Source organism: Leyella stercorea, from assembly GCF_019052365.1.
Classification (GTDB): domain Bacteria; phylum Bacteroidota; class Bacteroidia; order Bacteroidales; family Bacteroidaceae; genus Prevotella.
Genome location: NZ_JAHQUY010000033.1, coordinates 1 through 25,749, shown reverse-complemented (window position 1 = coordinate 25,749; position 25,749 = coordinate 1). Strand labels below are relative to the sequence as shown.

16 protein-coding genes are annotated in these 25,749 nt (G+C 52.4%); 9 read left to right on the top strand and 7 right to left on the bottom strand.

The window, feature by feature from the left end:
* The first annotated feature begins 167 nt into the window (after positions 1-167).
* Positions 168-2,198, top strand: coding sequence for a M13 family metallopeptidase (locus KTQ90_RS07460; protein ID WP_217317843.1), 2,031 nt, complete (start codon positions 168-170; stop codon positions 2,196-2,198).
* A gap of 96 nt (positions 2,199-2,294) precedes the next feature.
* Here KTQ90_RS07460 and KTQ90_RS07455 read toward each other — a convergent pair whose 3' ends face one another.
* Both KTQ90_RS07455 and KTQ90_RS07450 read right to left on the bottom strand, forming a co-directional pair.
* A complete protein-coding gene (locus KTQ90_RS07455) occupies positions 2,295-4,829 on the bottom strand; it encodes a C10 family peptidase (protein WP_217317842.1) in 2,535 nt (844 codons plus the stop codon).
* Between the two features lie 21 nt (positions 4,830-4,850).
* A complete protein-coding gene (locus tag KTQ90_RS07450) occupies positions 4,851-9,101 on the bottom strand; it encodes a choice-of-anchor J domain-containing protein (protein WP_217317841.1) in 4,251 nt (1,416 codons plus the stop codon).
* Positions 9,102-9,837: 736 nt separating this feature from the next.
* On the opposite strand from KTQ90_RS07450, the gene gdhA reads away from it, so the two are divergent.
* Entirely contained in the window at positions 9,838-11,175 is a 1,338-nt protein-coding gene (gdhA, locus tag KTQ90_RS07445) for an NADP-specific glutamate dehydrogenase (RefSeq protein WP_217317840.1), read from the top strand.
* Positions 11,176-11,209: 34 nt separating this feature from the next.
* Complete coding sequence (locus KTQ90_RS07440) at positions 11,210-11,815, top strand: septal ring lytic transglycosylase RlpA family protein (RefSeq protein WP_217317839.1); 606 nt, start codon at positions 11,210-11,212, stop codon at positions 11,813-11,815.
* Here the strand turns inward: KTQ90_RS07440 and KTQ90_RS07435 are convergent.
* The 3 genes from KTQ90_RS07435 to KTQ90_RS07425 are packed head-to-tail and all read right to left on the bottom strand — an operon-like array spanning position 11,799 to position 12,729.
* Positions 11,799-11,999 (bottom strand): DUF3791 domain-containing protein, encoded by a 201-nt coding sequence (locus KTQ90_RS07435; RefSeq protein WP_254360395.1) that lies wholly within the window; start codon positions 11,997-11,999, stop codon positions 11,799-11,801. The genes KTQ90_RS07440 and KTQ90_RS07435 overlap by 17 nt on opposite strands.
* Before the next feature lie 44 nt (positions 12,000-12,043).
* Positions 12,044-12,517: a DUF3990 domain-containing protein gene (locus tag KTQ90_RS07430; protein WP_217317837.1), complete on the bottom strand. Its 474-nt coding sequence runs from the start codon at positions 12,515-12,517 to the stop codon at positions 12,044-12,046.
* Positions 12,514-12,729: a DUF3791 domain-containing protein gene (locus KTQ90_RS07425; RefSeq protein ID WP_217317836.1), complete on the bottom strand. Its 216-nt coding sequence runs from the start codon at positions 12,727-12,729 to the stop codon at positions 12,514-12,516. The genes KTQ90_RS07430 and KTQ90_RS07425 overlap by 4 nt, the downstream gene beginning before the upstream one ends.
* Positions 12,730-12,887: 158 nt before the next feature.
* Between KTQ90_RS07425 and KTQ90_RS07420 the strand changes: the two genes are divergently transcribed.
* Both KTQ90_RS07420 and KTQ90_RS07415 read left to right on the top strand, forming a co-directional pair.
* The gene (locus KTQ90_RS07420) at positions 12,888-14,504 is read left to right on the top strand and encodes a beta-N-acetylhexosaminidase (RefSeq protein WP_217317834.1); all 1,617 of its coding nucleotides are present in this window, start codon (positions 12,888-12,890) and stop codon (positions 14,502-14,504) included.
* A gap of 86 nt (positions 14,505-14,590) precedes the next feature.
* Entirely contained in the window at positions 14,591-15,250 is a 660-nt protein-coding gene (locus tag KTQ90_RS07415; RefSeq protein ID WP_217317832.1) for a hypothetical protein, read from the top strand.
* 52 nt (positions 15,251-15,302) lie between these two features.
* On the opposite strand, the gene KTQ90_RS07410 is transcribed toward KTQ90_RS07415, so the two are convergent.
* Complete coding sequence (locus tag KTQ90_RS07410) at positions 15,303-16,520, bottom strand: glycoside hydrolase family 27 protein (RefSeq protein WP_217317830.1); 1,218 nt, start codon at positions 16,518-16,520, stop codon at positions 15,303-15,305.
* A gap of 369 nt (positions 16,521-16,889) precedes the next feature.
* Here KTQ90_RS07410 and KTQ90_RS07405 point away from each other — a divergent pair, with 369 nt between their 5' ends.
* A complete protein-coding gene (locus tag KTQ90_RS07405) occupies positions 16,890-17,636 on the top strand; it encodes a copper homeostasis protein CutC (protein WP_217317828.1) in 747 nt (248 codons plus the stop codon).
* Positions 17,637-18,017: 381 nt separating this feature from the next.
* Here the strand turns inward: KTQ90_RS07405 and gltX are convergent, their stop codons facing one another.
* A complete protein-coding gene (gene gltX / locus KTQ90_RS07400; protein WP_022157609.1) occupies positions 18,018-19,535 on the bottom strand; it encodes a glutamate--tRNA ligase in 1,518 nt (505 codons plus the stop codon).
* A 139-nt stretch (positions 19,536-19,674) separates the two neighbouring features.
* Between gltX and KTQ90_RS07395 the strand changes: the two genes are divergently transcribed.
* From KTQ90_RS07395 to KTQ90_RS07385, 3 genes are all read left to right on the top strand, one after another.
* Positions 19,675-21,726: an HD family phosphohydrolase gene (locus KTQ90_RS07395; protein ID WP_217317827.1), complete on the top strand. Its 2,052-nt coding sequence runs from the start codon at positions 19,675-19,677 to the stop codon at positions 21,724-21,726.
* 194 nt (positions 21,727-21,920) lie between these two features.
* A complete protein-coding gene (locus KTQ90_RS07390) occupies positions 21,921-24,971 on the top strand; it encodes a glycoside hydrolase family 95 protein (protein WP_217317825.1) in 3,051 nt (1,016 codons plus the stop codon).
* Between the two features lie 109 nt (positions 24,972-25,080).
* On the top strand, positions 25,081-25,539 hold the full coding sequence (locus KTQ90_RS07385) for a response regulator (protein WP_217317823.1): 459 nt from the start codon (positions 25,081-25,083) through the stop codon (positions 25,537-25,539).
* Positions 25,540-25,749: the final 210 nt, after the last annotated feature.

Here is a 25,749-nt window from a genome sequence, read left to right as displayed (position 1 = left end):
AACTGCAAGGTAAACGTTTGCGCAATGGTTAACGATTACTAACAAGTATATGTTATTTATCACAAATTTCTTACTTTTGCAATCATTAGGGGGTGCACTTGTCTCAAGTGCACCCCCTGAAAGCCCTCCCTGAGAGTACCCAAGCTTATTACTAAACTTAATTATATATGAAAGTAAAATCAATCATCCTCGCTTGCTCGCTGCTGGCTACAATGTCGGCAAGCGCGCAGACCTCAAAGGGCATCGACCTCGCCAACATGAACACGGCAGTGAAGCCCGGACAAGACTTCTATGAGTATGCTATCGGTGGCTGGCGCAAGGCCCATCCGCTTGATGCAGAACACGCTCGCAACGGCTCGTTCACCGACCTCGACGAGATGAACCAGAAGCGCATCCTTGCTCTCATCGAGGAGTACTCTTCTAAACCGCAGCCCAAGGGCACACTCGGACAGAAGATAGGTTCGCTCTACAACCTCGCTATGGACAGCGTGCGTCGCAACCGCGAGGGTGCAGAACCGCTGAAGCCGATTCTGAAGAAGATTAACGACGTGAACGACCGCCGCGAGTATCAGCTCGTCACAGCACAGCTCGACGCACGCGGTCTCGACTGCCTCATGTTCGGAGTCGGCGTAGGTGCCGACATGAAGGACGCTGCCAACAACCTCGTGGGTCTTGGTCAGGGCGGACTCGGACTCGGCGAGCGCGACTACTACCTCTCTGACGACGCTCAGGTGGTTGCTGTGCGCAAGGCTTACGCCGAATACCTCAAGAAGATGCTCGTTCTCGCCGGCAACGACGAGGCTACTGCTCAGCGCAAGGCCGACGCCACAATGCGCATCGAGACACGCATCGCCAAGGCAAGCAAGAGCCAGGTAGAGCTGCGCGACGTGCAGGCCAACTACCACAAGATGACATACAACGCTCTCGTGAAGGACTTCCCGGGCATCGATTGGGGCAACTTCTTCCTGGCTGAGGGCTTCCCCGCATTCTCGCACATCGACGTAGGCCAGCTTGAGCCTATCCACGAGGTGGAGAAGATATTGGCTGACGAGCCGCTCGACGACCTCAAGGCTTACGCCGAGTCGCACGCCATCAGCTCTGCAGCAGGCTACCTCGACGACAACTTCCGCGCAGCCGAGTTCGAGCTGAGCAAGGTGATGTCGGGCGTACAGCAGGACCGTCCGCGCTGGAAGCGTGCCACAGCTCTCGTGAGCGGCGTGCTCGGCGAGGCTATCGGCAAGCTCTACGTAGAGAAGTACTTCCCCGAGTCGTCTAAGCAGCAGATGATTAAGCTCGTGCGCAACCTGCAGAAGGCTCTCTCGCAGCGCATCGACGAGGCTACATGGATGTCGCCCGCTACAAAGGCGCAGGCTCAGGACAAGCTCGCCAACTTCATCGTGAAGGTGGGCTACCCCGACACATGGAAGGACTACACCAACCTCCACGTAGACGAGCAGCTCTCGCTCTTCGAGAACATGCAGAACATCCGCGCATTCCTCTCGCAGGACTATATCTCGCGCAAGGTGAACAAACCGGTTGACAAGACCGAGTGGCAAATGACTCCGCAGACCGTAAACGCTTACTATAACCCGACCACCAACGAGATCTGCTTCCCGGCAGCCATCCTCCAGCCGCCGTTCTTCGACCCGAACGTTGATGAGGCTGTTAACTACGGCGGTATCGGCGGCGTAATCGGTCACGAGATGTCGCACGGCTTCGACGATCAGGGCTCACAGTTCGACAAGTACGGCAACCAGAACGACTGGTGGACACCAGCCGACAAGAAGAACTTCGAGGCTCGCACAAAGGTGCTCGTCGACTACTTCAGCGCTTACGAGGCTCTGCCTGGCAAGAAGATCAACGGCAAGCTCACACTCGGCGAGAACATCGGCGACAACGGCGGTCTGAACATCTCGTTCCGCGCCCTGCAGAACGTGCTCAAGGAGAACCCGGCTCTCAACAAGCCAATCGACGGCTTCACACCCGAGCAGCGCTTCTTCCTCTCATGGGCTACAGTATGGGCAGGCAACGCTCGTCCTGAGTTCGTAGACCGTCAGATCAAGACCGACCCGCACTCACCGGCTGAGGCTCGCGTCAACGGCGCTCTCCCGCAGATCGACGCTTGGTACAAGGCTTTCAACATCAAGAAGTCTGACAAACTCTTCGTGCCGCAGAAGAAGCGCGCACAAATCTGGTAATTTGTAACGGAAAGCTTTTCAAAGGTTTCTAAAGAAATATACGAAAGCGCCCTGCGTTCGGCAAAACCGGACGCAGGGCGCTTCACTTTTTGTAATCTACTTAACAATCTTCTTTCCTGCTACAACATATACACCTCTTGCAAGACCATCAAGGTTCTTTGCATTGTGTTTTACGCAAACACCTTCTAAAGTATACACATTGAAGGTCGTTTCCTCCGTTACTCTGCTACCGTTGATAGCCGTAGACGGAGTTACCGTTAGCCAACCATTGTTGTAAAATAACTCGTAGTTGTCAGCCTCGCCACCACTTACAATGATTTCGTACTTGCCGGCTTGCGATGTGGCATCTGCCATGCACGAAGCAACCGGCTTAGTAGTCAGTACGTCTGCCGTCTCTTCAAGCTTAAATCCGTCATAGGTGATGTTGAACACGGGGTTCTCCATACCAGTCTCACGAGTAGCGTCCTCAGCAGTTACGTAAAGCGGAGCTTGTGTCACAACGAGATAGCCGTCTTCAAAATCAACCGCCTCATCTGTGATAGTTCCCGGCTCTATATGAATAGTGTAGCGACCACACTTACTCTCTGTAGTAGCCTCGCAGCTAAGCACGGGTTTGCCTTCTACCTTGTCACCAATAATGGTGAAGGTGAGTCGTGGATTTTCGTCGCCATATTCGCGAGCCTGATTACGAGCCTTAATCGTAGTGCCAAACTCAACAATGTTAGCAAAGTCGTTCCATTGTGCAGTGTTCTGGAAACGCATCTTTGAGCCGGCACGCACCATGAGTAAGCAACTCTCAACGTTGGCTCCTTTGAAAACGTTAGTGCCATTTAACTGCGGTATATTCTTAGAGAAGACTTTGAACTCTGTAAGAGACCAACAGTTGGCAAATGCTTCCTTACCTATCGTCTTTACATCGCTACTGAGCGAAACACGTGGCATAAGGTTACAACCCGCAAAAGCATAGTCGGCCACATTGATAACTCCATGCTTTATATCCACACCATTCGGCTGAAACGGTAAGGCAGCAATAAGAGTAGTCTTGTCGCTATTGTACACTATCCCGTCTTCGTATATAAAGTTGGCATCGGCAGAGGCCGTCAGCACCACTTCCTTTAGCTTGCTCGTATATGCCCATACTCCCTTGCCAAAACTGCTGATGCCGGTCTTTGGGAACACAATCTTCTCCAATCGCGTATTTGAGAACACCTTGTCGGGCAGACTTGCATCTCTTTCTACAGTAAGCTTCTTGCCGTTTTCCATCATGTAATAGTCGGAGCCGGCAATGATACGAGCTTCACTAAGGTCGAGAACGCGCAGATGTCCGCGGGTGCGGTTGCCTTCAGCGTCACGTCCAGCCATGCTACGCAGCGCGCGCAGGTCGGCAGCGTTGATGTTTCCACTCACTGTTAGCGTGTCGTAGTTGTAAAACTTGTCGGCCTCTATTTGTGCAGCAAGCGTTCCTGCGGCTTCAAGAGCAATGCTGCCCTTTAAGGTTGATGATGTCTTGTCTGGCGTGATGTTTATCACAGCTTCTTGATTGCTTGAGAATTTGTATGCCTGTGGGTCGAGGATGTTTATATCGTAATAGCCGTCGTAGTTGCCATCCCATCCCCAGTTGACATGCACCTTACCTTCTGCGTCATATCCGTCGAGAACGAATGAGTGGCCACCCATTGACTTATCGAATCCGCCATACACGAGAGGCTGCTTATTGTTGATCTGTTCGTAAATGATGCGCATCCACTCATTGTCAGAATAATCCTTCCTCACGATATATTTGGCATCCTCAATGCCATAGTAGCGTTGCAAGCCTTTAGCCACATTCTCGTGCAGGGCACCGCTACCACCATCGGTTTCGCTGCCGTACTCCATACCAACCGCCACACCCAGGTCGTGCATTATGAGTGCCACGGCGTCGCCTTCTTCTACGGAGTACTTGGAATCGTAGGTCTCGAGCATTGCGTTCCAGTCGTACTTGCTCTTTTCGAAGTCTGCACTTATCTTTGTGCCCGACATATTGTTGGCAGGATAATAGATGGTGCGGCTGCCGATGCCATGCTCCGGAGCACGATGATAGCGAAGCACCTGAGCTGTCGACGTAGCGGCGCATCCCGTCAGTGTGCGTGTGCCGTTGGTGGCAGTAGGGCAGAGGTTGTTGTATGGCTTATTCTGTCCCCAGCGAGTCTCGCAAAGAGCTGCTACCGACTCGGCATAGCCATACCCGCTCGGCATCTTGTTCACAAGAGCCACTTTAGACGCCTTTGCGCGTGAGACCACCGCCTCGTTCACCATAGAAAGCCACCACTCAAAGTTGGGGTTGGCTGACTTCGGCTCGAACTTCGTGTCGCTATATCCTAATATGGCTGGTGAAGTGTCGTCGGTTGCTATAACTGCAAACCCATTGCCTTCAGAACCATATACCACATAGCCCTCTGACACTTTCAGCTCCTTTATTGCTTTGGTGTCGATTGAGAACGATCCTCTTGCCGCAGCCCTCATTCTTGCGCTACCTAATAGCTTTATTGCCACGGCTTTCATCTGTGTCTTGGAGCGCGGCGCTGCAGAAGCGCCGGCTACAAGAAACATGATGGCAAGAGGAACGAATGTGTATCTTTTATTAATGTTCATATCGTCTACTTGTCTACTCGTCTACTTAACTATAACTTTCTTACCATTTACGATGTACACTCCCTTCTTCATTGTTGAGAAGTTGCTTACGTTTGTAGCAACGCGTATGCCGTCGATGGTATACACATCGAATGTCTTATCGGCTTTGAATACGTCGTTGATGCCGGTTGTGGCGTCTGTAGCAATGGTAGCTTCCGACTCGCCGTCGAAATAAACCGCTGTTACACCGTAGACGTATTTAGTGTTGCTATCGGCCGTTTTGTCAACAAACGTTGTCTGGTCTGACGGTACTGTGCCCACGAGGGTTCCATCACGATATATGCGATATAGTATCACGGTACCCGGACCGTAGGTGTAAGTGATGTCGTCAATCATGAATACGAACGAGTTAGCTGCCTCTGTATTATGGTTGATGGCAAAATACTTGCTGCCTGCTGGCAACTCTACGCTTACTTCCTCCCATTCGCCTTTCGATGTGGTGTGCGTCTCACCAATCTTTGTGAACGAAGCCTGCTTGCTATCTGTAGTAGAGTAGAGCACGTCGAAGGTCTCCGGATAATTAATCTTCTGGTCGGTATCGTTCTCGTTTTTCACCCAGAACGATATTGTCTGCTGCTCGCCAGACAATTCGGGCGAGAAGAGCCAGTTGTCCTGCGTCACGTCATTGCCTCCATCGTCGGCACGGTGGAAAGCGGCAAGATACTTACTGCCGGTGTGTGCCTTGAAGCCCGGAACCTGCTCGAGTTGCTCTTTAGAGAGCCATCTGTCGAGTGGGTCGGCAAGGGTGAATGCAAACGAAGTGCCCTGTGACGGATACTTCATGTTGAACGGACCGCCCGTCGTTCCCGTATTGTTTGCCACCGACTTCCAGTCGCCAAACAAATCGGTGCTCCATGACGTGTACGACTCGAAACTCTCTGTTGCAGTCTTCGATTCGGAATCAACCGCTGTCCATGCTACCTCCACTCCGTTCTCTGTCTTTGTGGCTGTAGCCGAGTCGGGGTGCGGCTTGGTTGATATCTCAAACTTAGTGGATGCTGATACCTCATTGTCATCGGTGTTCAGGTCGTTGCTGTATACCACGACGGCCTTTAGCTCTACACCCTCCTTGTCCTCAAGGATGCTGATAGGATACTCAAAATTGAATGTCTTGAAATAGTATGCCTTCAATGGTTCGGCAGGAGTCTTAGAGGCAATAAGTTTGTTGTTGGCATACAGCTCTACCTTATAGCCGCGCGCATCCTTTGAGCCGAAGTTGTTCACCGTGACCTTCACATTCTCCGTGTCGCCCTTTCTTGCTGTCTCCGGAGCTTCTATCTCTGCACTCAAATCGTAGGTGTATGTATCGCGTATGAACATACGGTCTATGTATACTACATTGCCGGTGTTGGCCTGCGCCACAAAGTTGACAGACACGAAATCCTTATCTACATAGTCGGCAAGCGAAACGGCAGAAGCGGTCCACTTTCCTTCGTCCTTAGCTGCGTCAATATTTGCTACCTCTTCGGTCGTACCATCGGGCAACTCTACTTCAATCTTTATCTTGGCATTGCTGCCGGTTTCTGCCTTGTGGTAGAAGATGAGTTTCGGTTCGGCAGCACCGGCGAGTGCTATCTTTCCGGTTCCGAGATAAGCCCAGTCGGTATCGGCTTCCGAAATCATGTGGAAGGCTCCGCCATCGTTGTCAACACAGTCGGGATAATTGTCGTCAATGGTCCAGAAATCTGACTTGCCCGTGCCGTACGTGGTCCACAAACGTCCGTGCAGAAGATTCTTAGCCACGCTCTCAGAGAACGGAAGCTCGTAGGGCTTGCCGAGCATGATAGAAGGCAACGCCTTGTATGAGCTCTGTCCGTAATCGTTTTTGGCCGAAATCCAGAGTGTTTTAAGAACCTGTGCACCGGTGTTCGTAACCATTGGTATGTCTATTGTTGTTTGACCCTTAACCGAGTCCACTTTAGTATAAGTGGGATAATAGTCGGAACCGCCACGCTCTGCAATGACATAGGTCACGTCTGAGAGGTCTACATATCCGTCGTAATTGCCGACATTCGACTCCTCCCATGTGAATGTCACCTTGTCGGGATGCTCTGCTGTGCGACGATTTTCGGGTTCCAGCGGCGATGTCTGTCCTACATATATAGCTACCGGCTTACAGTAGAAGCCCGCACCCTGCTCGTTCACTGCTGCCACACTATAGATATTGATGCCGTTTGTTGCGGTATTGTCAGTGAATGTCACTGTCGCACCAGGTTCGGCTGATGGTGCCTCTGCCACTACCTGGCCCGAACGGCGGATGAGAAACTTGGTTATATTCTCGAGGTTGCTGCCGTCGTAAGTCTTTTCTGGGGCCTTGAATGAGAGAGTGGCTTGCAGTGATCCTTTCTCAGCGGCTACAACAGAAAGATTGCTAACGCTGTCGGGAGCGTTTAGCGAGATGCCCTCGCCAATAGTGATATCGTCGATTTTCAGACCTTGCTGTCCCTTACTGCTGATGTCGTGGAAACCGATATACAACTCATCGTCTTCTGTGGGCGTGAAGGTGGCTTTGCGCACTTCATAGTCGGAGAGCTCTATAGTCTCCTCGGGCATAAGTGTCTCTGTCATGCCGGCAGCCGTTGCGCTTTTGCCATACTTCACCTCAAACTTCTGCGGATACCATTTTGAGGTGCCCTTGACACGGAACGATAAATTGTATACGCTACCTGCTTTCACCTTCAGAGCCGGCAGTATAAGCCACTCGTCGGCATCTGTGTTCTCCGATTTTGCAGTAGTTGCACATGCGTCCTGATCGTTTGACCAGTTAGGCTCGTCCCAAGCCCATGTTACACCGTCGCCGTTGCCGTCGATTATTTCATAGAGCGCCATCTCCGAAGCATCGTCAAACGTACCGTAGAAAGGTGGCGTTATGGCGTTGCCGAAAGCCACATAGTTGCTCACAACCTCATCGCCCTTCACTCCGCCGTTGACGGGTGTGATGCCATAGCCGTATACGGCCTTGCCGGCATCGGAAGGAAGCATCTCTGTATAGGATGTGCCAGCGTAGCCTTCCTGCACAATCTTTCCTTCTGGGTATCTCACAATGTTATATTTGATGTCGCCCATATAACCTCCGTAGAGTCCTTCTGTAGGTGCGCTCCACGTGACGTTCACCTTGCCGTTCTTGTCAATGGTGGTTGTTACGTTCTGAGCCGGTTTCGGCTTGTCCATACCGACATACTTGCTGCCAAGAAGGCGTGGGCTCTGTCCTGCTTCATTGGCAAGAGTGATGATGAAGTTCACGTTGCCGTTGTCTTTCAGCGTCACGTTCTGACGTACCTTACTGCCTGCTGCGGCCTTACCCTCGGCAAGGGTGTCGGTGCCGTCGGTGATGGTATAGGTGATATCGCCGTTGAGTTCATCGCCGGCGAACGTCTTTGTAGGCACATCAAAACAAACATCGCCCGTGAGCGAGCCGTTCTTGAAGTCGAATGTAAGGTTCTCGGCAATGGCAGGTGCTCCGTCCTCGGCTGCAGGCTTCGGGATAGAGAGCATTGTTATCATGTTCTGACCCTCGAAATCGCCGACAAGCGACAGACTTGCGTCGGTGAGGTCTACAGTGTAGAGCGTCGACTTCTTGTCGGCCTCTACACAGGCCCAATAGAAGGTGTTGGTCTTTTGGTCTATCTCACCACTCTGGTAGTAGAAGCTACCATCGCTCAACTTCAGTTGCTTGCCCGTTGAGCCTATATAGGTCTCTGCTGCAGTATCGGTGTCTATCTTGTAGAGGTTGCCGTCGGTAGCTACACCATAAAGCACGCCCTGCTTGGTCACACCCATTGCCACATACGAGTGGCGCAAGTCGCCAATCTTGGTGCGCGTCATCTTCTCGTAGTCGACAATGCAAAGTTCGTCGCCGTTTCCTTCCGAATTGAGGAAGTCGCCATATACCGTCAAACCATCGGGAGCAATAGCCGTTTCGTTGGCTATGAACGATTTGTTGTCAATCGACTTTTCTGCAAGTTTCTCCCACGTGTCTGTGTTATACTTATAATAGTATATCATATCAACACCCCAGAAGTTCTGATACATGATGAAGTAGAGATTGTTGCCAATCCATGCTCCACTGCCCGTAGCACGGAAGAAGTCTTCAACATATAGCTGCTTAACCTTTACGGGATCTTTAGCCATAAATTCATACCATCCGTAAGCGTAATAGTCTTGGCTGACACTGGCCCACCTGTTGTCGAAGAGTACATTGCCCCAAAGCTTCCGGCCATCCTCGGATGCCACACGCATAATGGTGTTGCTAATGCTTGGGACAGATTGCTGTGTAGCTCTAATCTGAGCATTTGCACCACAGATTGCGAAATTCGCTAACAGTGCAACTGCCCCGATTCTTGATAAAGTGTACTTTTTTCTCATATTTTTTTAATTGGTTATAGTTTACAAAGAGTTTTAGAAAAGAAATTCTATGCAAAGATACATTATTAATATTTAGGAATAAAAGGTCTGGCAGCCTTTCTTGCAAAATGACACGCAAAATACCTACAACTTGTTAGTTGGTTTATGCTCAAATGAGCAAAATGTACACAAATAGGTATCGTATCGTGCAATGTGTTTGTTGAAGTTCTCGGTTCTTTAGTGTATACGTATCGGTTGTTTGTAGTGGGAACGTGCCACCGCTCGCGTCCGCCGTCCGAACGGATCGCGTCCGCCGTCCGATCAGATTGCGTTCGGTGTCCGATCGGATTGCGTTCGGAGTCCGATCAGATTGCGTTCGGTGAACGATGACAAAGCGACGGCAACTGCCGCGTTAACACTGAAATGATTGTTTGCGAACACACGCTGCAAACTATCTAAAAGAACGTGAAAAAGCAGAAAAACTCGCTGTTTTATTTGGCTGATACGCCGAAATAATCTATATTTGCGCTGTCTTAGTTACATAACGGCATTGACGTTATACAGACGACAGACAAACAATTTAAAAACGAAAGAATCTATTATCAACTAAAAAACCTTTTATACTATGAACGTAGAGAAAATCATGCATGATCTCGAGGCTAAGCACCCGGGAGAAGCCGAGTATTTGCAGGCAGTACGCGAAGTTCTTATCTCAATCGAGGACGTTTACAACCAGCACCCAGAGTTCGAGAAAGTTAAGCTTATCGAGCGCCTTGTAGAGCCGGAGCGCATCATCACTTTCCGTGTTCCTTGGACAGACGACAACGGTGAGGTACATGTAAACATCGGCTACCGCGTACAGTTCAACGGCGCCATTGGCCCGTACAAAGGCGGCTTGCGTTTCCACCCGTCAGTGAACCTCTCAATCCTGAAGTTCCTCGGTTTCGAGCAGACATTCAAGAACGCACTCACCACTTTGCCAATGGGCGGTGGCAAGGGCGGTTCAGACTTCTCTATCCGCGGTCGTTCAGACGCAGAAGTTATGCGTTTCTGCCAGGCATTCATGACAGAGCTCTATCGCCACATCGGTCCTGATGAGGACGTTCCGGCAGGCGACATAGGCGTAGGCGGCAGAGAGATTGGTTATCTCTTCGGCATGTATAAGAAGCTCACACACCAGTATCAGGGCGTGCTCACAGGCAAGGGCTTGGAGTTCGGCGGTTCGCGCATCCGTCCTGAGGCTACCGGTTACGGCGCACTCTACTTCGTACAGCAGATGCTCGCAACACGCGGTCTCGACATTAAGGACAAGACAATCGCTATCTCTGGCTTCGGCAACGTAGCTTGGGGCGCAGCCAAGAAGGCTACAGAGCTCGGTGGTAAGGTTATCACTATCTCTGGTCCTGACGGATACATCTACGACGAAGCAGGCATCGCAGGCGACAAGATCGACTACATGCTCGAGCTCCGCTCTTCAGGCAACGATGTCTGCCAGCCGTACGAGGACGAGTTCCCAGGCTCTAAGTTCGTTGCAGGCAAGAAACCTTGGGAGGTTAAGGCCGACATCTACCTCACATGTGCTACACAGAACGAGCTCAACTGCGCCGACGCCGACATGATTCTCGCTCAGAAGCCGTTGTGCGTTGCCGAGGTTTCAAACATGGGCTGCACAGCTGAGGCTGTAGACAAGTTTGTTGCTGCTGAGCAGCTCTTCGCTCCTGGCAAGGCTGTCAACGCAGGTGGCGTAGCTACATCTGGTCTCGAGATGACTCAGAACTCTATACGTCTGAGCTGGAGCGAGAAGGAAGTAGACGAGAAGCTCCACTACATCATGCACTCTATCCACGAGCAGTGCGTGAAGTACGGCAAGCGTGCTGACGGCTACATCGACTATGTACGCGGCGCTAACATCGCTGGCTTCATGAAGGTAGCCAACGCTATGATGGCTCAGGGCATCGTATAATGATCCCGACCGCCGCAAAAAACAATATGAATACGTGAAAATAAGAAATACGACATTAGTAATTCTTGCAACAATAAGCCTTGCCTATGTCTGCGCACAAACGCAGACAGGCAAGGCCTCGTTCTATTCTAAACGTGCCACAGGCTCTCGCACAAGCAGCGGAGAGCGCCTGCACCACGACAGTCTGACGTGCGCTCACCGCACCTATCCCTTCGGCACGCTGCTGCGCGTAACCAACGAGCGCAACGGCAAGCAGGTTATCGTGCGCGTCACCGACCGCGGTCCGCACGGACGCGGACGCATCATCGACCTCTCTTATCGCGCCGCCGACGAACTCGGCATTATTGCGCAAGGCGTAGCAGTAGTAAAGGTGGAACGTCTGCGTAACACGAAAGTGCCGTTCAAGTCCGAAGACGCCCTGCCCGAAATCGACTTCGAAGTCACCGAATACACACTACCCGAAGACGGCATATTCCATTTCAACAACAATGATCAGCAGGTGCATGTAAAGAAGCTGCATACGCCTGACAAGAAGAAACAGTCTGCTGATAAGAAGAAGTCGGTTGCAGACAAGAAGAAACAGTCTGTGGGCAAGAAGAAACAGACTACTCATAAGAAGCGTTCTAAGGGCAGGAAGTAGGGTGGAGCTTTTGCCATTCTTCAAGCAAAAGCCCGGCTATGTAGCCATCGCTACGGCAGTGCATGTCAGCAATGCCCTCGCTGACCATTCTATATACATACGAGTCGTAGAAGAACTCCAAGGAGTTTTCTAAAGAAATTCCGCTCTGCTCGCTGAATAGTTTCACGATGCGGGCATATTTCATTTGAAGTATAGTCTTGTTTGCTTCCATTCTCTCGTTTCTTGTTTTTATTTTATCTCTTCTGCCTCAATGAAGTGCAGACTTTTACTGATTACCTTCTGACTGGTGATGCATATCTGATGGTTGGGATGTATGAATGCCAGGCGTTCCAATGCTTCCGTCTTGCTGATGTTGCCAGAGAAGTAAAGATCTATCGTGTTGAACACTTTGTCGTCTGCGATGCCGCCTGAAACAATATCGTAAAGCTCTGTTGGCTTTCCGGCACGACACGCTGCAACAAAATCAAGCCATTCTTCGTTATAGGCTTCAAACTTTTTGACGTTATACTCACTTAAATCATCATTCAGTATGTAATGATTCAAGAAAGCCTTGTCACCGCGGAACAGAAAGCGTTGCGAATACTTCCGCGCTTGTTCTTCAAGCGCAGTAAGATAGAAACCTTTTCCAAAATCAAGCAAGTCGCGCGAGTGGTATACATCGGGAGTATCAATGATACAATTAGATGCGTGGTATAGTTTCATGCTAAAGTTCCTCTTTTTTTCAGTAGTTCAATCAAGTCGTTCATAATATAGTCTTTGCCGAACGTGTGGAGTACGTCGTAGCAAGGCAGAATATATCCGTCCAAGATTCCAGACGAACGAAGCATTTTGTAAACTTTGCTTGCGCTCATGTTAAGACGCTCGGAGAGATTGCCTACGCAATAAGTTATGAAATCCAGCTGATACTCTTGCATAAATTAAAATCTGTGTAGTATTATATTCGCAAATATACTTCTTTTTGGCTAATCAGCCAACTTTTATTGCCGTTTTCTTATAATTCGTATGCTTTGTATTGCTATTTTTTCTAACTTTGTAATGCAAAGTATATTAACGTGTTAAAAACAAACTAATCATGTTGAAGCAAATCATAACAGCAATATTCTTCTCCGTGTTCTGTCTCTGTGCGCAGGCAAAGACAGTGTCAACAGCCAACTGGCAAGTCATTCCGCTACCGAAGCAGGTGACTGCTGTCGACGCACAGTCGTTTGTGCTCAGCAAGAAGACAAGCATATTCTACACCGACGGCGACGCTAAGCAGAAACGCAACGCTGAGTTCCTCGCTTCTTACATTAAGGAACTCACTGGCATCGACGTTGCGCTCACAACACGCAAGACCGACAACCAGATTCGCCTTGCCGTTGCAGATGTGGATGGCGGCAGCGAGGCTTATCGCCTCAATGTGTCGAAGAAGGCGGTCACCATCGACGGCGCAACCCATGCCGGTGTGTTCTACGGAATGCAGACCGTGATGAAGTCGCTGCCTATCGTGAAGGGTGAGAAGCAGGTGCTCTTGCCGGCTGTGGAGATAGCCGATGCGCCGCGCTTCGCCTACCGCGCGTTCATGATCGACTGCGGCAGACACTTCTTCAGCGTCGACTATCTGAAGAAACTCATCGACATCTTCGCGATGCACAACATCAACTACTTTCATTGGCACCTCACCGAGGACCAGGGATGGCGCATCGAGATAAAGAAATATCCGCTGCTTACCGAGATTGGCTCGAAGCGTACGGGCACAATCACGGCTCCGCAGTCGGGCGAGTACGACAGCGTGCCGGTTTCGGGCTACTATACGCAGGAGGAGGCTCGCGAGATAGTGCGCTACGCTGCCGAACGCTACATAACTGTTATCCCCGAGATTGATATGCCTGGCCACATGCAGGCTGCTTTGGCTTCGTACAACGACCTCGGCTGTACGGGCGGTCCGTACGAGGTGTGTCGCCACTTCGGAGTAATCAAGGAAGTGATGTGCGCAGGCAAGCCGCAGACGCTGCAGTTCGCCAAGGATGTCATCAACGAGATTATGGACATCTTCCCTTCGCCCTACATCCATATCGGCGGCGACGAGTGTCCGAAGGAGCGTTGGAAGGAGTGTGAGCGCTGTCAGGCGAAGATAGCCGAACTCGGACTGAAGGATATAGAGGGACACTCGAAGGAGGAGCAGCTGCAGACCTGGTTCATGGACGAAGTGGCTAAGCAAATTCGCGCTCGCGGCAGAAAGATGATAGGTTGGGACGAGATACTCGAAGGCACGCCTTCGAAGGATGTGACGGTGATAGGCTGGACAAGTCCGAAAGCCACCGTGCGCGCGGCGAAAGCCGGTCACCCTACGGTGATAGCGCCCATACAGCACTTCTACTTCAGCAACGTAGGTCTGAACAAGATAACTGGCATCCCGAGCATAGAACGTGTGTACAACCTCGAACCGTATCAGGACGGACTCACGCCTGCCGAACAGCAGAACGTAATCGGCGCCGAGGGCTGCATCTGGACCGAATGGGTGAAGGACGCGAAGAAGATGGAGTGGGAACTGCTGCCGCGTCTGGCTGCGCTTTGCGAGGTGCAGTGGACGCAGAAGGAACAGCGCAATCTCGACTCGTTCCTGCAGCGTATGCTCCACATCCACGACATCTACCGACTCAAGAACCTCAACTATAAGGAGGACATTGAGGCGGCTGTGAAAAAATAGACAGCTATGCCGACGTTTTTTAAAGATAATTGACTATTTACAAACTGTAACAGAAGGCTTCTGCCTTCACCATAAACAATAGAGTTATGAAGAAATGTTTGATAATGCTTTTAGGTGGAGCGATAACGGTGAGCAGTTGCTCCACTGGCGCAGGCACGGGTGCCTACGCAGGCGGCTCAATGGGCTCGGTGCTCGGCTCCGCAATCGGCGGAATCGTAGGCGGACCGCGCGGACACGATATAGGTACAGTTGTAGGTATGGCTACGGGTGCAGCAGCCGGTGCGGCTGTGGGCGACGCTGCCGAGAAGAAGCAGCGCCAGAGCGTGGGCGTGCCGACAGAAGAACAGCAGCAGCGCAGACCGTCTGAGCGCGAGATGCGTGCGCGCCGCAACCAGCGCATTCAGCGTGAGAAGGCTATGCAGCGTCAGCGTCAGCAGATGCAGCAAAACGATGCCGAATACGATGATGATGTGTACTTCGACGCGAAGAAGCCAAGAGATATTGACGCGAAGAAACTCAAAACTTCCGATGCTGAGGAGCCAGGAAAGCCAGAAAGACCTATGCCGTTCTACAATAACGAGGGCTTCCCGGAGGGTCAGCACTTCAAGTTGGAGCGCATACCGAGAAAACAAATCGACAACAATGTGCAGGAGGAACAGCCGCAGGAGAGCCGTCTTGACACTGATATCGTTGTCGATGAAACCAATTCAAGTGACGACAGCTTCGACTTTGAAAAGGGAGAATAATAAGAAGACTTGTAATAAAAGTAGCGGAGGCCGGAAACCTCCGCTACTTTTTTTATTTCAGTACGAATACTTTCGTCTCGTGCGCAGCCACCGTGCCCTTCCATTTGTTTGCACGCTGCGCAATGTTGCGGTGTTGCCAAACGTCGCGCACGGTGTACTTGCCGTTGAGTCCGACGGTGGCGAAGTTGAGGCTCACACGCTGTGCTGCGTCCGACGGATTGAGGATAGCCACGGCGTGCGAACCGTCAGCCAGCGGTTTCACGTACACCTGCTGCGTCGGCTCGTTCACGATGCGCTCCGCAGCCTTGCCCAGAGCGTCCTGATTGATGGCGATAATCTCCTTGTTGAGCAGTATGCGGCGGTCGTCGTCGGTCACTTTGCGCAGGTCGTTGGTCATGGCGAGCACCGACGAGAGCATACACCACATGCTCATCTGCGTCTGATATTCGGTCTGAGTGCAGCCCACGCCGCCGAGATCGCTCGACGGACCGCCCGTTCCGCGCAGACCAACCACGAGCATGTCCATGTCGGGCCATTGTCCTGGGCGGGCATGCTTGGCGAGTGGTGCCGTAATGTTGACGATGTCGAGAATGCCCATGCCGCCTTCCTTCACGATGTCCTTCCACATGTCGCGCACGTCGTAAGAAGTGCGCCAGAGCTGTCCGCCCACTTCCTCGCACCACTCCTCGCCTTGGCGCTGTCCCCATTCGCAGATGCCGAGCACGATGTCGCGGCCAGAGTTCTGCAGCGCGTTAGCCATTGTGCGGTAGCGCTGTCTTGCCGTGGCGCTGTCCTCAGGCGCGTTGCAGTAGTCGTACTTCAGATAGTCGATGCCCCACGAAGCGAAGGTGCGTGCGTCCTGCTCCTCGAAACCGAGGCTCGCTGTCCATCCGCCGCAGGTGAGTTGCGCCGCATCCGAGTAGATACCGAGCTTCAGACCCTTAGAGTGGACATAGTCGGCGAGCGCCTTTATGCCCGACGGAAACTTCTCAGGGTCGGGTATGATGTTGTTCTGTCGGTCGCGACCGCCCTGCCAGAGGTCGTCGATGAAGATATATTCGTAGCCGGCGTCGCGGAATCCGCCTTCGACCATAGCGTCCGCTGTCTCGCGGATGAGCTGCTCGTTGATGTTGCCCTGGAAGAGATTCCATGTCATCCAGCCCATAGGCGGTTTCGGCGCAAGTTGCTTGCGTGGAGTGGGGACGTTCTCAGCCGAAGCAAAGAGCGACGAGAGGCAGAGAGCTGCCGAGAGAATAAAAGATTTGTTCATAATGATTTGTTTGTTATAGATGTTGTGATGTTGAGATGTTGAGGTGGTGAGATATGATGGTGAGGTGTTGAGATGTGATGTTGAGGTGTTGAGATATGCATTGCTAATGTCAACACAACACCATCTCACCATCTCACCACCTTTATTGTGCAAAGTTAGCAATAATTTCCGTTCGTTCTGTATAATGTCCCCGATTTTCTTTGCTCATTGAAACGTAAAGGTTAATTTTGCACGTAGCGGAGGTCTCCGGCCTCCGCAGCACCAAGTGTATAGCGTGAAGAGTTGTATTCTAAACACGACAACTCGCTATAAAGTAATTTGTGTTATTGATTGCTGCGGAGGCCGGAGACCTCCGCTACGGAAATAGCTATGGAAAAGAAATATAGATTTGAAGTCTGCGCCAACGGCGTAGAGAGTTGTTTGGCAGCGCAGGAAGGCGGCGCCGACCGTGTAGAACTTTGCGCCGGCATACCCGAGGGCGGCACCACGCCGTCGTACGGCGAGATTAAGGTTGCGCGCCGTGTGCTCAGCACGACACGCCTCCACGTGATAATACGTCCGCGCGGCGGCGACTTCCTCTATACGCCGCTCGAAGTGGAGCTCATGGTGGAGGATATACGCGTGTGCCGGGAGTTGGGCGTCGATGGTGTGGTGATAGGCTGTCTGTGTGCCGATGGATCGCTCGACATGGATGCCAACCGTCGCTTGGTTGAGGCTGCCCAGGGCATGTCCGTCACGTTCCACCGCGCCTTTGACCGCTGCAACGATCCGCGCCGCGCACTCGAACAGCTCATCGAGCTCGGCGTCGACCGCGTCCTGACATCGGGTCAGCAGCCCACGGCGCTCGAAGGTGCACCGTTGCTCGCCCAGCTGCACAAGCTTGCTGCCGACCGCATCATTATTCTCGCTGGCTGCGGCGTGAATGAGCAGAACATAAAGCAGATACAGACTGAGACTGGTGTCTGCGAGTTCCACTTCTCGGCGCGCGTTCCCATAAAGAGCCGCATGCAGTACATCAATCCCGACGTGTACATGGGTGCGAAGGATGCCGACGAAGGCACGCTGATGTACACTTCGGCTGAGCGCGTACGTAATACCATCGCGCAGTTGCAGTAGAAAAAGTCTGGTATCTATCGCATACAACACTTTAAGAAACTTTCATGTGCCTTCAAGGGGGTGCACTTGTCTCAAGTGCATCAACCGAGCAAGAGGTGCACCAACCGAGCAAGAATTACACCGTTTACTTGGTTGTGCAGCAGAGACTGCTGCACCCCCTGAGAAAAGTGCATCAACCGAGCGAGATTTGCTGTCTCCTACAGATTTCACTTTAAACGGATTTAGGGTATATAATGAAAAACGGATTAAGCGGATTAATCAGACTCCTTCATTGTATAAGGAATCCGTTTAATCCGCTTAATCCGTTGTTGAATTATTCCGAGCAGTACAATCCGCTGTTAAATCATTCCAAGCAGACAGTCTGCTTAATCAGTTGCCGCTTTATCCCAGCACCTCGATAGCCTTGCGCATGCGCTTCAGCGTCTCCTCCTTGCCGAGGAACGCCGAGATGTCGAACATGCCCGGGCCCTTGCCGATGCCTACGAGCGTGAGTCGGAAGGCGTTCATAACGTCGCCGAGCTTGTAGCCCTTCTCCTCAATCCACTTCATCACTACCGGCTCCTGACCCTCTACCGAGAAGTCGTCGATGCCCTCGAGCACCTCAGCCAGTTCGCCCATCACCTTAGCCGAATCAGCCTTCCAGCGCTTCTTCACGGTCTTCTCGTCGTACTCCGTCGGAGCGATGAAGAAGAACGAGCAAAGCGGCCACAACTCCTTAACGAAGTTCACGCGGTCCTTCATCATAGCCACCACCTTAGTGATGCGCTCCATCGACTCGTCTACGCCGTTGTTAGCCACGATAGGCGCGAAGAGATTAGCCACCTCCTCGTTCGACTTCTTCAGCATGTACTCGTGGTTAAACCAGATGCCCTTCTGATAGTCGAAGCGTGCGCCAGCCTTAGAGCACTTGTGGATGTCGAACGCCTGCACAAGCTCGTCAAGAGTGAAGAGCTCCTGCTCTGTGCCAGGATTCCAGCCGAGCAGTGCAAGGAAGTTGACGACTGCCTCGGGGAAGTATCCGCTCTCGCGGTAGCCTGAAGAAACGTCGCCCGTCTTCGGGTCGTGCCATTCGAGCGGGAACACAGGGAAGCCCAGTCGGTCGCCGTCGCGCTTTGAGAGCTTGCCCTTGCCTTCCGGCTTCAGCAGCAGCGGCAGGTGAGCGAATTTAGGCATAGTGTCTTCCCAACCGAACGCGCGGTAGAGCAGAACGTGAAGCGGTGCGCTCGGCAGCCACTCCTCGCCGCGAATCACGTGCGTAATCTCCATGAGGTGGTCGTCCACGATGTTAGCCAAGTGGTATGTAGGCAGCTCGTCGGCGCTCTTGTAGAGCACCTTGTCGTCGAGAATGTCGCTCTTGATAACCACGTGACCGCGTATCATGTCGTCGATGTGCACCTCGATGCCCGGCTCTACCTTGAAGCGAACCACGTACTGCTCGCCGTCAGCGATGCGGCGCTCCACTTCCTCCTTCGGCAGAGTGAGCGAATTGGTCATCTCGCCGCGTGTGTGCGCGTCGTACTGGAAGTTCTGAATCTCGGCACGCTTAGCCTCAAGCTGTTCCGGCGTGTCGAAAGCGATGTAAGCCTTGTCGGCAGCCAGCAGCTGCTCTACATATTTCTTATATATGCTGCGGCGCTCGCTCTGTCGGTACGGACCATGTTCGCCGCCGAAGCTCACGCCCTCGTCGAACTTGATGCCGAGCCAGCGGAATGACTCGATGATATACTCCTCAGCGCCCGGTACGAAACGGTTGGAGTCGGTGTCCTCGATGCGGAATACGAGGTCGCCGCCGTGCTGGCGAGCGAAGAGATAGTTGTACAATGCTGTGCGCACGCCACCGATGTGCAGCGCTCCTGTTGGACTTGGTGCGAAACGCACCCTCACTTTTCTATCTGACATATTTTGTTTTGTTGTTTTGTTTTCAGTGCAAAGGTAGTGCAATTATTTCGTATTTTGTGATTTTTTTTGTAATATTGCAGTCGAAACCCCCAAACACGGCGGACTAACCCCCGTAGAACCTCTAAACAAACTGATTTATATGGACCGATTGAACCAACCAAAGCGAATTTTCTGGCGCAACATGCTCTCGCGAACGCTCCTTGTACTGGTCACCGTGACGCTCATCGTGTGGGCTCTGCCGCACAACGAACGCCAACGCTACAAGTACGACGTGGGCAAACCGTGGATGTACGGCTCGTTCATAGCCAAGTTCGACTTCCCCGTATACAAGACCGACGCCACCATAAAGGCGCAGGAAGACTCGCTGCTCGAGACCTACCAGCCCTACTACAACTACGACAAGCAGGTGGAGACGAAGATGGTGAGCCGATTCCTCGCCGACTATCGCAACGGCATACCCGGACTCTCGTCGCTCTACGTGAAGCTCATCGCCGACCGCCTGCACAAGCTCTATCAGCAGGGCATCATGGGCACGCCCGAATACAACGAGATATACCGCGACTCTACCACTGAGGTGCGCGTCGTACTCGGCAACAAGGCGCAGAGCATACGCCTCTCCGAGTTCTACTCTACGCTCTCGGCGTACGAGCAGCTCTTCGCCGACGACATCATCGCGCAGCAGCGACCGCTACTGCAGCGCTGCAACCTCAACAACTATATTGAGCCTAACCTCATATACGACAAGAGCCGCTCCGAGACCGAGCGCAACGACCTCCTCTCGTCGATACCGCCCGCAAGCGGAATGGTGATGAGCGGACAGAAAGTGATAGACCGCGGCGACATCGTCGACGAATATACCTACCGCGTGCTCGACTCCTTCGAGCGCGAGATGGAACGGCGCAGCGCCACCGACAGCGAAATGATGGTGATGCTCATCGGACAGATAGTGTTCGTGGCGCTCCTCGTCACGCTCTTCACCATCTACCTCGGACTCTTCCGACACGACTACTTCGCCAAACCGCGCTCCATCGCCATGCTCTACACGCTCATCACGCTCTTCCCTGTGCTCGTGTCGCTCATGGTGAGCCACAACTTCCTCAGCGTCTACATACTGCCGCTGGCTATGGCGCCGATGTTCGTGCGCGTCTTCATGGACTCGCGCACGGCGTTCGTCTGCCACGTCACGATGGTGCTCATCTGTACCGCCGCCGTGCGCTACCAGTACGAGTTCATCATCATACAGCTCGTAGCCGGACTCGTAGCCATCTACTCGCTGCGCGAACTCACACGCCGCGCCCAGGTGTTCCGCACGGCGCTCTTCGTCACACTCGCCAGCGCTCTCGTCTACGTAGCCATGCAGATGATGCAGAGCAACGACCTCTCGCTCGTCGACACCGATATGTACTATCACCTCGTTGTCAACGGCATCTTCCTGCTGCTCTGCTATCCGCTCATGTACGTCGTCGAGAAGATGTTCGGATTCGTGTCGAGCGTTACGCTCTTCGAGCTGTCTAACACCAATCGCGGACTGCTTCGCGACCTCTCGGAGGTGGCTCCCGGCACGTTCCAGCACTCTATCACCGTCGGAAACCTCGCAGCCGAGATAGCCAACAAGATAGGCGCCAACTCGCTGCTTGTGCGTACCGGCGCACTCTATCACGACATCGGAAAGATGGAAGACCCAGTCTTCTTCACCGAGAATCAGGCAGGTGTCAATCCGCACGACAACATGTCGTACATCGAGAGCGCACGCATCGTGATGCGCCACGTCACCGAAGGCGTGCGCATGGCGGAGAAAGCTAATCTTCCGGCGTTCATACGCGACTTTATCCTCACCCACCACGGACGCGGCGTGACGAAGTATTTCTACATAAAGTACAAGAACGAGCATCCCGACATCAACGTCGACGTCACGCAGTTCCAGTACCCCGGACCTAACCCGTTCACACGCGAACAAGCCATTCTTATGATTGCCGATGGCGTGGAGGCAGCGTCGCGTTCTCTCTCCGAGTACACCGAGGAAAGCATTTCCGAACTCGTCAACCGCATCATCGACGGCGACGTAGCCGAAGGTTTCTTCAAGGAGTGTCCTATCACCTTCCGCGACCTCGCCCTCGCCAAGCTCGTACTCATCGAACGCCTCAAGTCGATATATCACACCCGCATATCATATCCCGAAGCGAAGAAGTAATTAAGGAGGCTACGGCATTTTTGCCGTAGCCTTTAATTTTGAAATACGGACCATTATAAATACTTGCAATGCCTACGGATAGTCCGAATTCTCGTGCTATGAGTTTTGCCATACATCCTAAATATTTTTATTGAAACCTGCTGTAATTCAATAAAAAGCAGTAACTTTGCAACATTCTAAAAACCAATCTACAAATGAAAAAATTTACTTTGTTCTTTATCGCGCTTGTCGCTTGCTTCTTCGCAGGCGTAGAGTGCATTAGTGCAGCTACCGCAGGCGGCCTTAAGAAGGCTTCTCCGAAACTGCCTGAGTTTGTAACGTCGGGAGACGGCGGCACTTACTATTACGTTAAGTTCTTGCGTAACGAGAAGGTGATGTCTGTCAGCTCAGACAATTGTATCCGTCTCTACGCAGGCAGCGGCGAAAGCTCACAGCAGTGGCGCCTCGTCGGTTCGCAGAATAACTTCCAGTTCCAGAACAAGGACGGACAGTACATAGTGGTTAGCTCGCAGAGCCTTGGCGCTACCTCTACTGGTGCTGCTAACCCTAACCCGTTGCGTCCGAGCACATCAGAGCAGCCTGGCGGCTTCAAGCTTCAGGTGGCTCCGAACACAGACAACGGCACAGGATGGGAGATTGTAGCCAACTCTAAGTCGGGCAACAACGTCGTTAACCTTTGGGGCGACCCGGGCGACGGCAACTCGATCGGCTTCTGGAAGACCAACGACCAGAACAACGTTGTGGTTTTCGTGAAGCCAGACTCTGACCTCGGCGCTGCCGACTACAAGACTGTAGGCTCGATGACATTCAAGCCCGAGAACAAGCTCACACTCTGGTACACAGAGCCGGCTACAACCGCACAGCTTTACAGCGGCGGTCAGGGCTATTCTAACTGGATGGAGTACGCATTGCCTATCGGCGACGGACAGTTCGGCGCTTGTCTCTTCGGTGGTGTCTACAAAGACGAGATTCAGTTCAACGAGAAGACGCTCTGGAGCGGCACACCCGCACGCTCTTCGCAGGGCGGCAAGGGCTACGGCAAGTACGAGAACTTCGGTTCTATCTACGCTAAGGACCTCAGCGGCGAATTCGGCCTCACAACCGACAAGGCAGCTTCAGACTATGTACGTTTGCTCGACCTCACAACCGCAACCGGCAAGACCATGTTCAAGTCGGCAGCAGGTGTTGAGTACACACGCGAGTATATCGCATCTAACCCGGCGCGCGTCGTTGTGGCTCACTACACAGCAAGCAAGGGCGGCAAGCTCAGCTTCCGCTTCACAATGGCTCCAGGCTCTATCACAGCCGACCCGACATACGCTGACGGCGAAGGCACATTCAGCGGCAAGCTCGAGACCATCAGCTACAATGCCCGCATGAAGGTGATCCCGACTGGCGGCACAATGACAACAGACGAGGAAGGCATCGAGGTGATCGGCGCTGACGAAATCATGGTTGTGCTCGGCGGCGGCACCGACTTCGACGCTTACGAGAGCACATATACCAAGAATACATCGGCTTTGGCTCAGACTATAGCCGACCGCGTTGCAGCAGCTGCCGAGAAGTCGTGGGCTGATCTCTACGCAGAGCACGTAGCCGACTATCAGAGCTTCTTCGGACGTTGCGACTTCGACCTCGCAGGCACAAAGAACGATATGACAACCAACCGTCTTATCGACTCATACAACGGTGGTCGTGGCGCTGACGCACTCATGCTCGAGCAGCTCTACTTCGCTTACGGTCGCTATCTCGAGATTTCTTCTTCACGCGGTGTCGACTCTCCGTCTAACCTCCAGGGCATCTGGAACAACATCAACGGTGTAGCATGGAACTCTGATATCCACTCTAACATCAACGTTCAGATGAACTACTGGCCGGCTGAGCCTACAAACCTCAGCGAGATGCACATGCCGTTCCTCAACTATATCTGGGCTATGGCAGAAAAGCAGCCGCAGTGGAAGCAGTGGGCAAAGCTGCAGGGTCAGGACCGCGGTTGGACTTGCTTCACCGAGAACAATATTTTCGGCGGCGTGAGTGCATTCAAGAACAACTACGTTATCGCTAACGCTTGGTACGCTACACACCTCTGGCAGCACTACCGCTACACACTCGACCGCGAGTATCTGAAGCGCGTGTTCCCCGCAATGCTTTCAGCTTCGCAGTTCTGGATGGACCGCCTCAAGCTGGCTTCTGACGGCACATACGAGTGCCCGAACGAGTGGTCGCCTGAGCACGGACCAGAGTCGGAGAACGGCGTTGCTCACGCACAGCAGCTCGTATACGACCTCTTCTGCAACACTCTCGCTGCCATCGACGTGCTCGGTGACGACGCAGAAGTATCGGCTACAGACCTCGGCATACTCAGAGACCGCTTCGCTAAGCTCGACAAGGGTCTTGCTACAGAGAACTATACCGGCTACTTCGGTACAGCTATTCCTACTGGTTCTAAGATTCTGCGCGAGTGGAAGTACAGCTCATACACAAGAGGTGAGAACGGCCACCGCCACATGTCGCACCTTATGTGCCTCTATCCGTTCTCTCAGATTGAGCCGGGCACAGAGCTGTTCGACGCAGCTGTCAACTCTATGAAGCTCCGTGGCGACGGTGCTACCGGCTGGTCAATGGGTTGGAAGATGAACCTTTGGGCACGTGCCCTCGACGGCGACCACGCTCGCAAGATTCTGAACAACGCACTGGCTCACAGCAATGGTGGTGCAGGCGTATTCTACAACCTCTTCGACTCGCACGCTCCGTTCCAGATCGACGGCAACTTCGGTGCTTGCGCCGGTATCGCCGAGATGATTATGCAGAGCAACTCGGGTCTTATCCGCATCTTGCCGGCTCTTCCGTCGGCTTGGACAGAGGGACACATGCACGGCATGAAGGCTGTAGGCGACGTTACGGTTAGCATCGACTGGAAGAACGGCGAGGCTACACGCGTTGAGCTCACAAACAACCAGGGTCAGACAATGCGCGTTCACTACAAGAACCTCGCTAAGGCTAAGGTTTACGTAGACAACGTGCTCACAGAAGTGGCTGTTAAGGACAACGTAGCTACACTCACCGGAGCTAACGGTTCGGTAGTAGTGCTCGACTTCGACGGCTCGTTCACTCCGACCGGCATCGACGCCGTGAAGACCGAGGCTGCTCACGACGGCTATATATATAATGTAAGCGGTCAGCGCGTCAACGACTCATACAAGGGTCTTATCATCAAGAATGGCAAGAAGATGCTGAAGAAGTAATATTTTCTATGTTTTACTTGCTTCGTTTATTATTTTTGGATATTTTTGCAGTCCGAACTTGAAGATTATATTCAAAGTAAACGAAATATATAAACAACAACCGAAGAAGATGAAAGAGATAGCTGGCGTAAATTCAGATACGTTCACGATTCTTATTGTAGACGACATCGCCTTGAACCTGCTTTTGCTCGACAAGATGCTTAAGCCGTTCGATTTCCAGATTGTAAAGGCTGCCAACGGCCGCGAGGCGTTGGAAACCATACAGTCGCGCATAGGCACGCCAGACAGCATCGACCTCGCTATAGTAGACCTCATGATGCCCGACATCGACGGCTTCAAGGTGATAGAGCACGTGCGCAACGGCTGCGACAACGCAGAGTTCCGTATTCCGGCGCAGAGCAAGAGCGACCTTCCGATACTGATTCTCTCGGGCATGAACTTCGGCGAGGACATAGAACGCGGACTTGCGTTAGGCGCCAACCAGTTCATCACGAAGCCTATCGTGATGACGCAGCTCTACAGCATCATCGTAGAGGAACTGACGAAGAAGGTAGAAGCAACGAAGTAGCTTGACGTGAAGTTAAAGTAGCAACTTGATTTATCTATTATATATACGAAGCGGGGGACAATTTGCGTAAGCGAATTGTCCCCCATACTTTTGTAGAAGAATTTATTTGCGCAGAGCCATGTCGCCACCAAGGCGTGAGGCTCTGCTTTTTTTATCCCAAATCGGTCATTAGGATTTCTCTGTGTCGTACGGCAAAGAGAAATCCTTTAA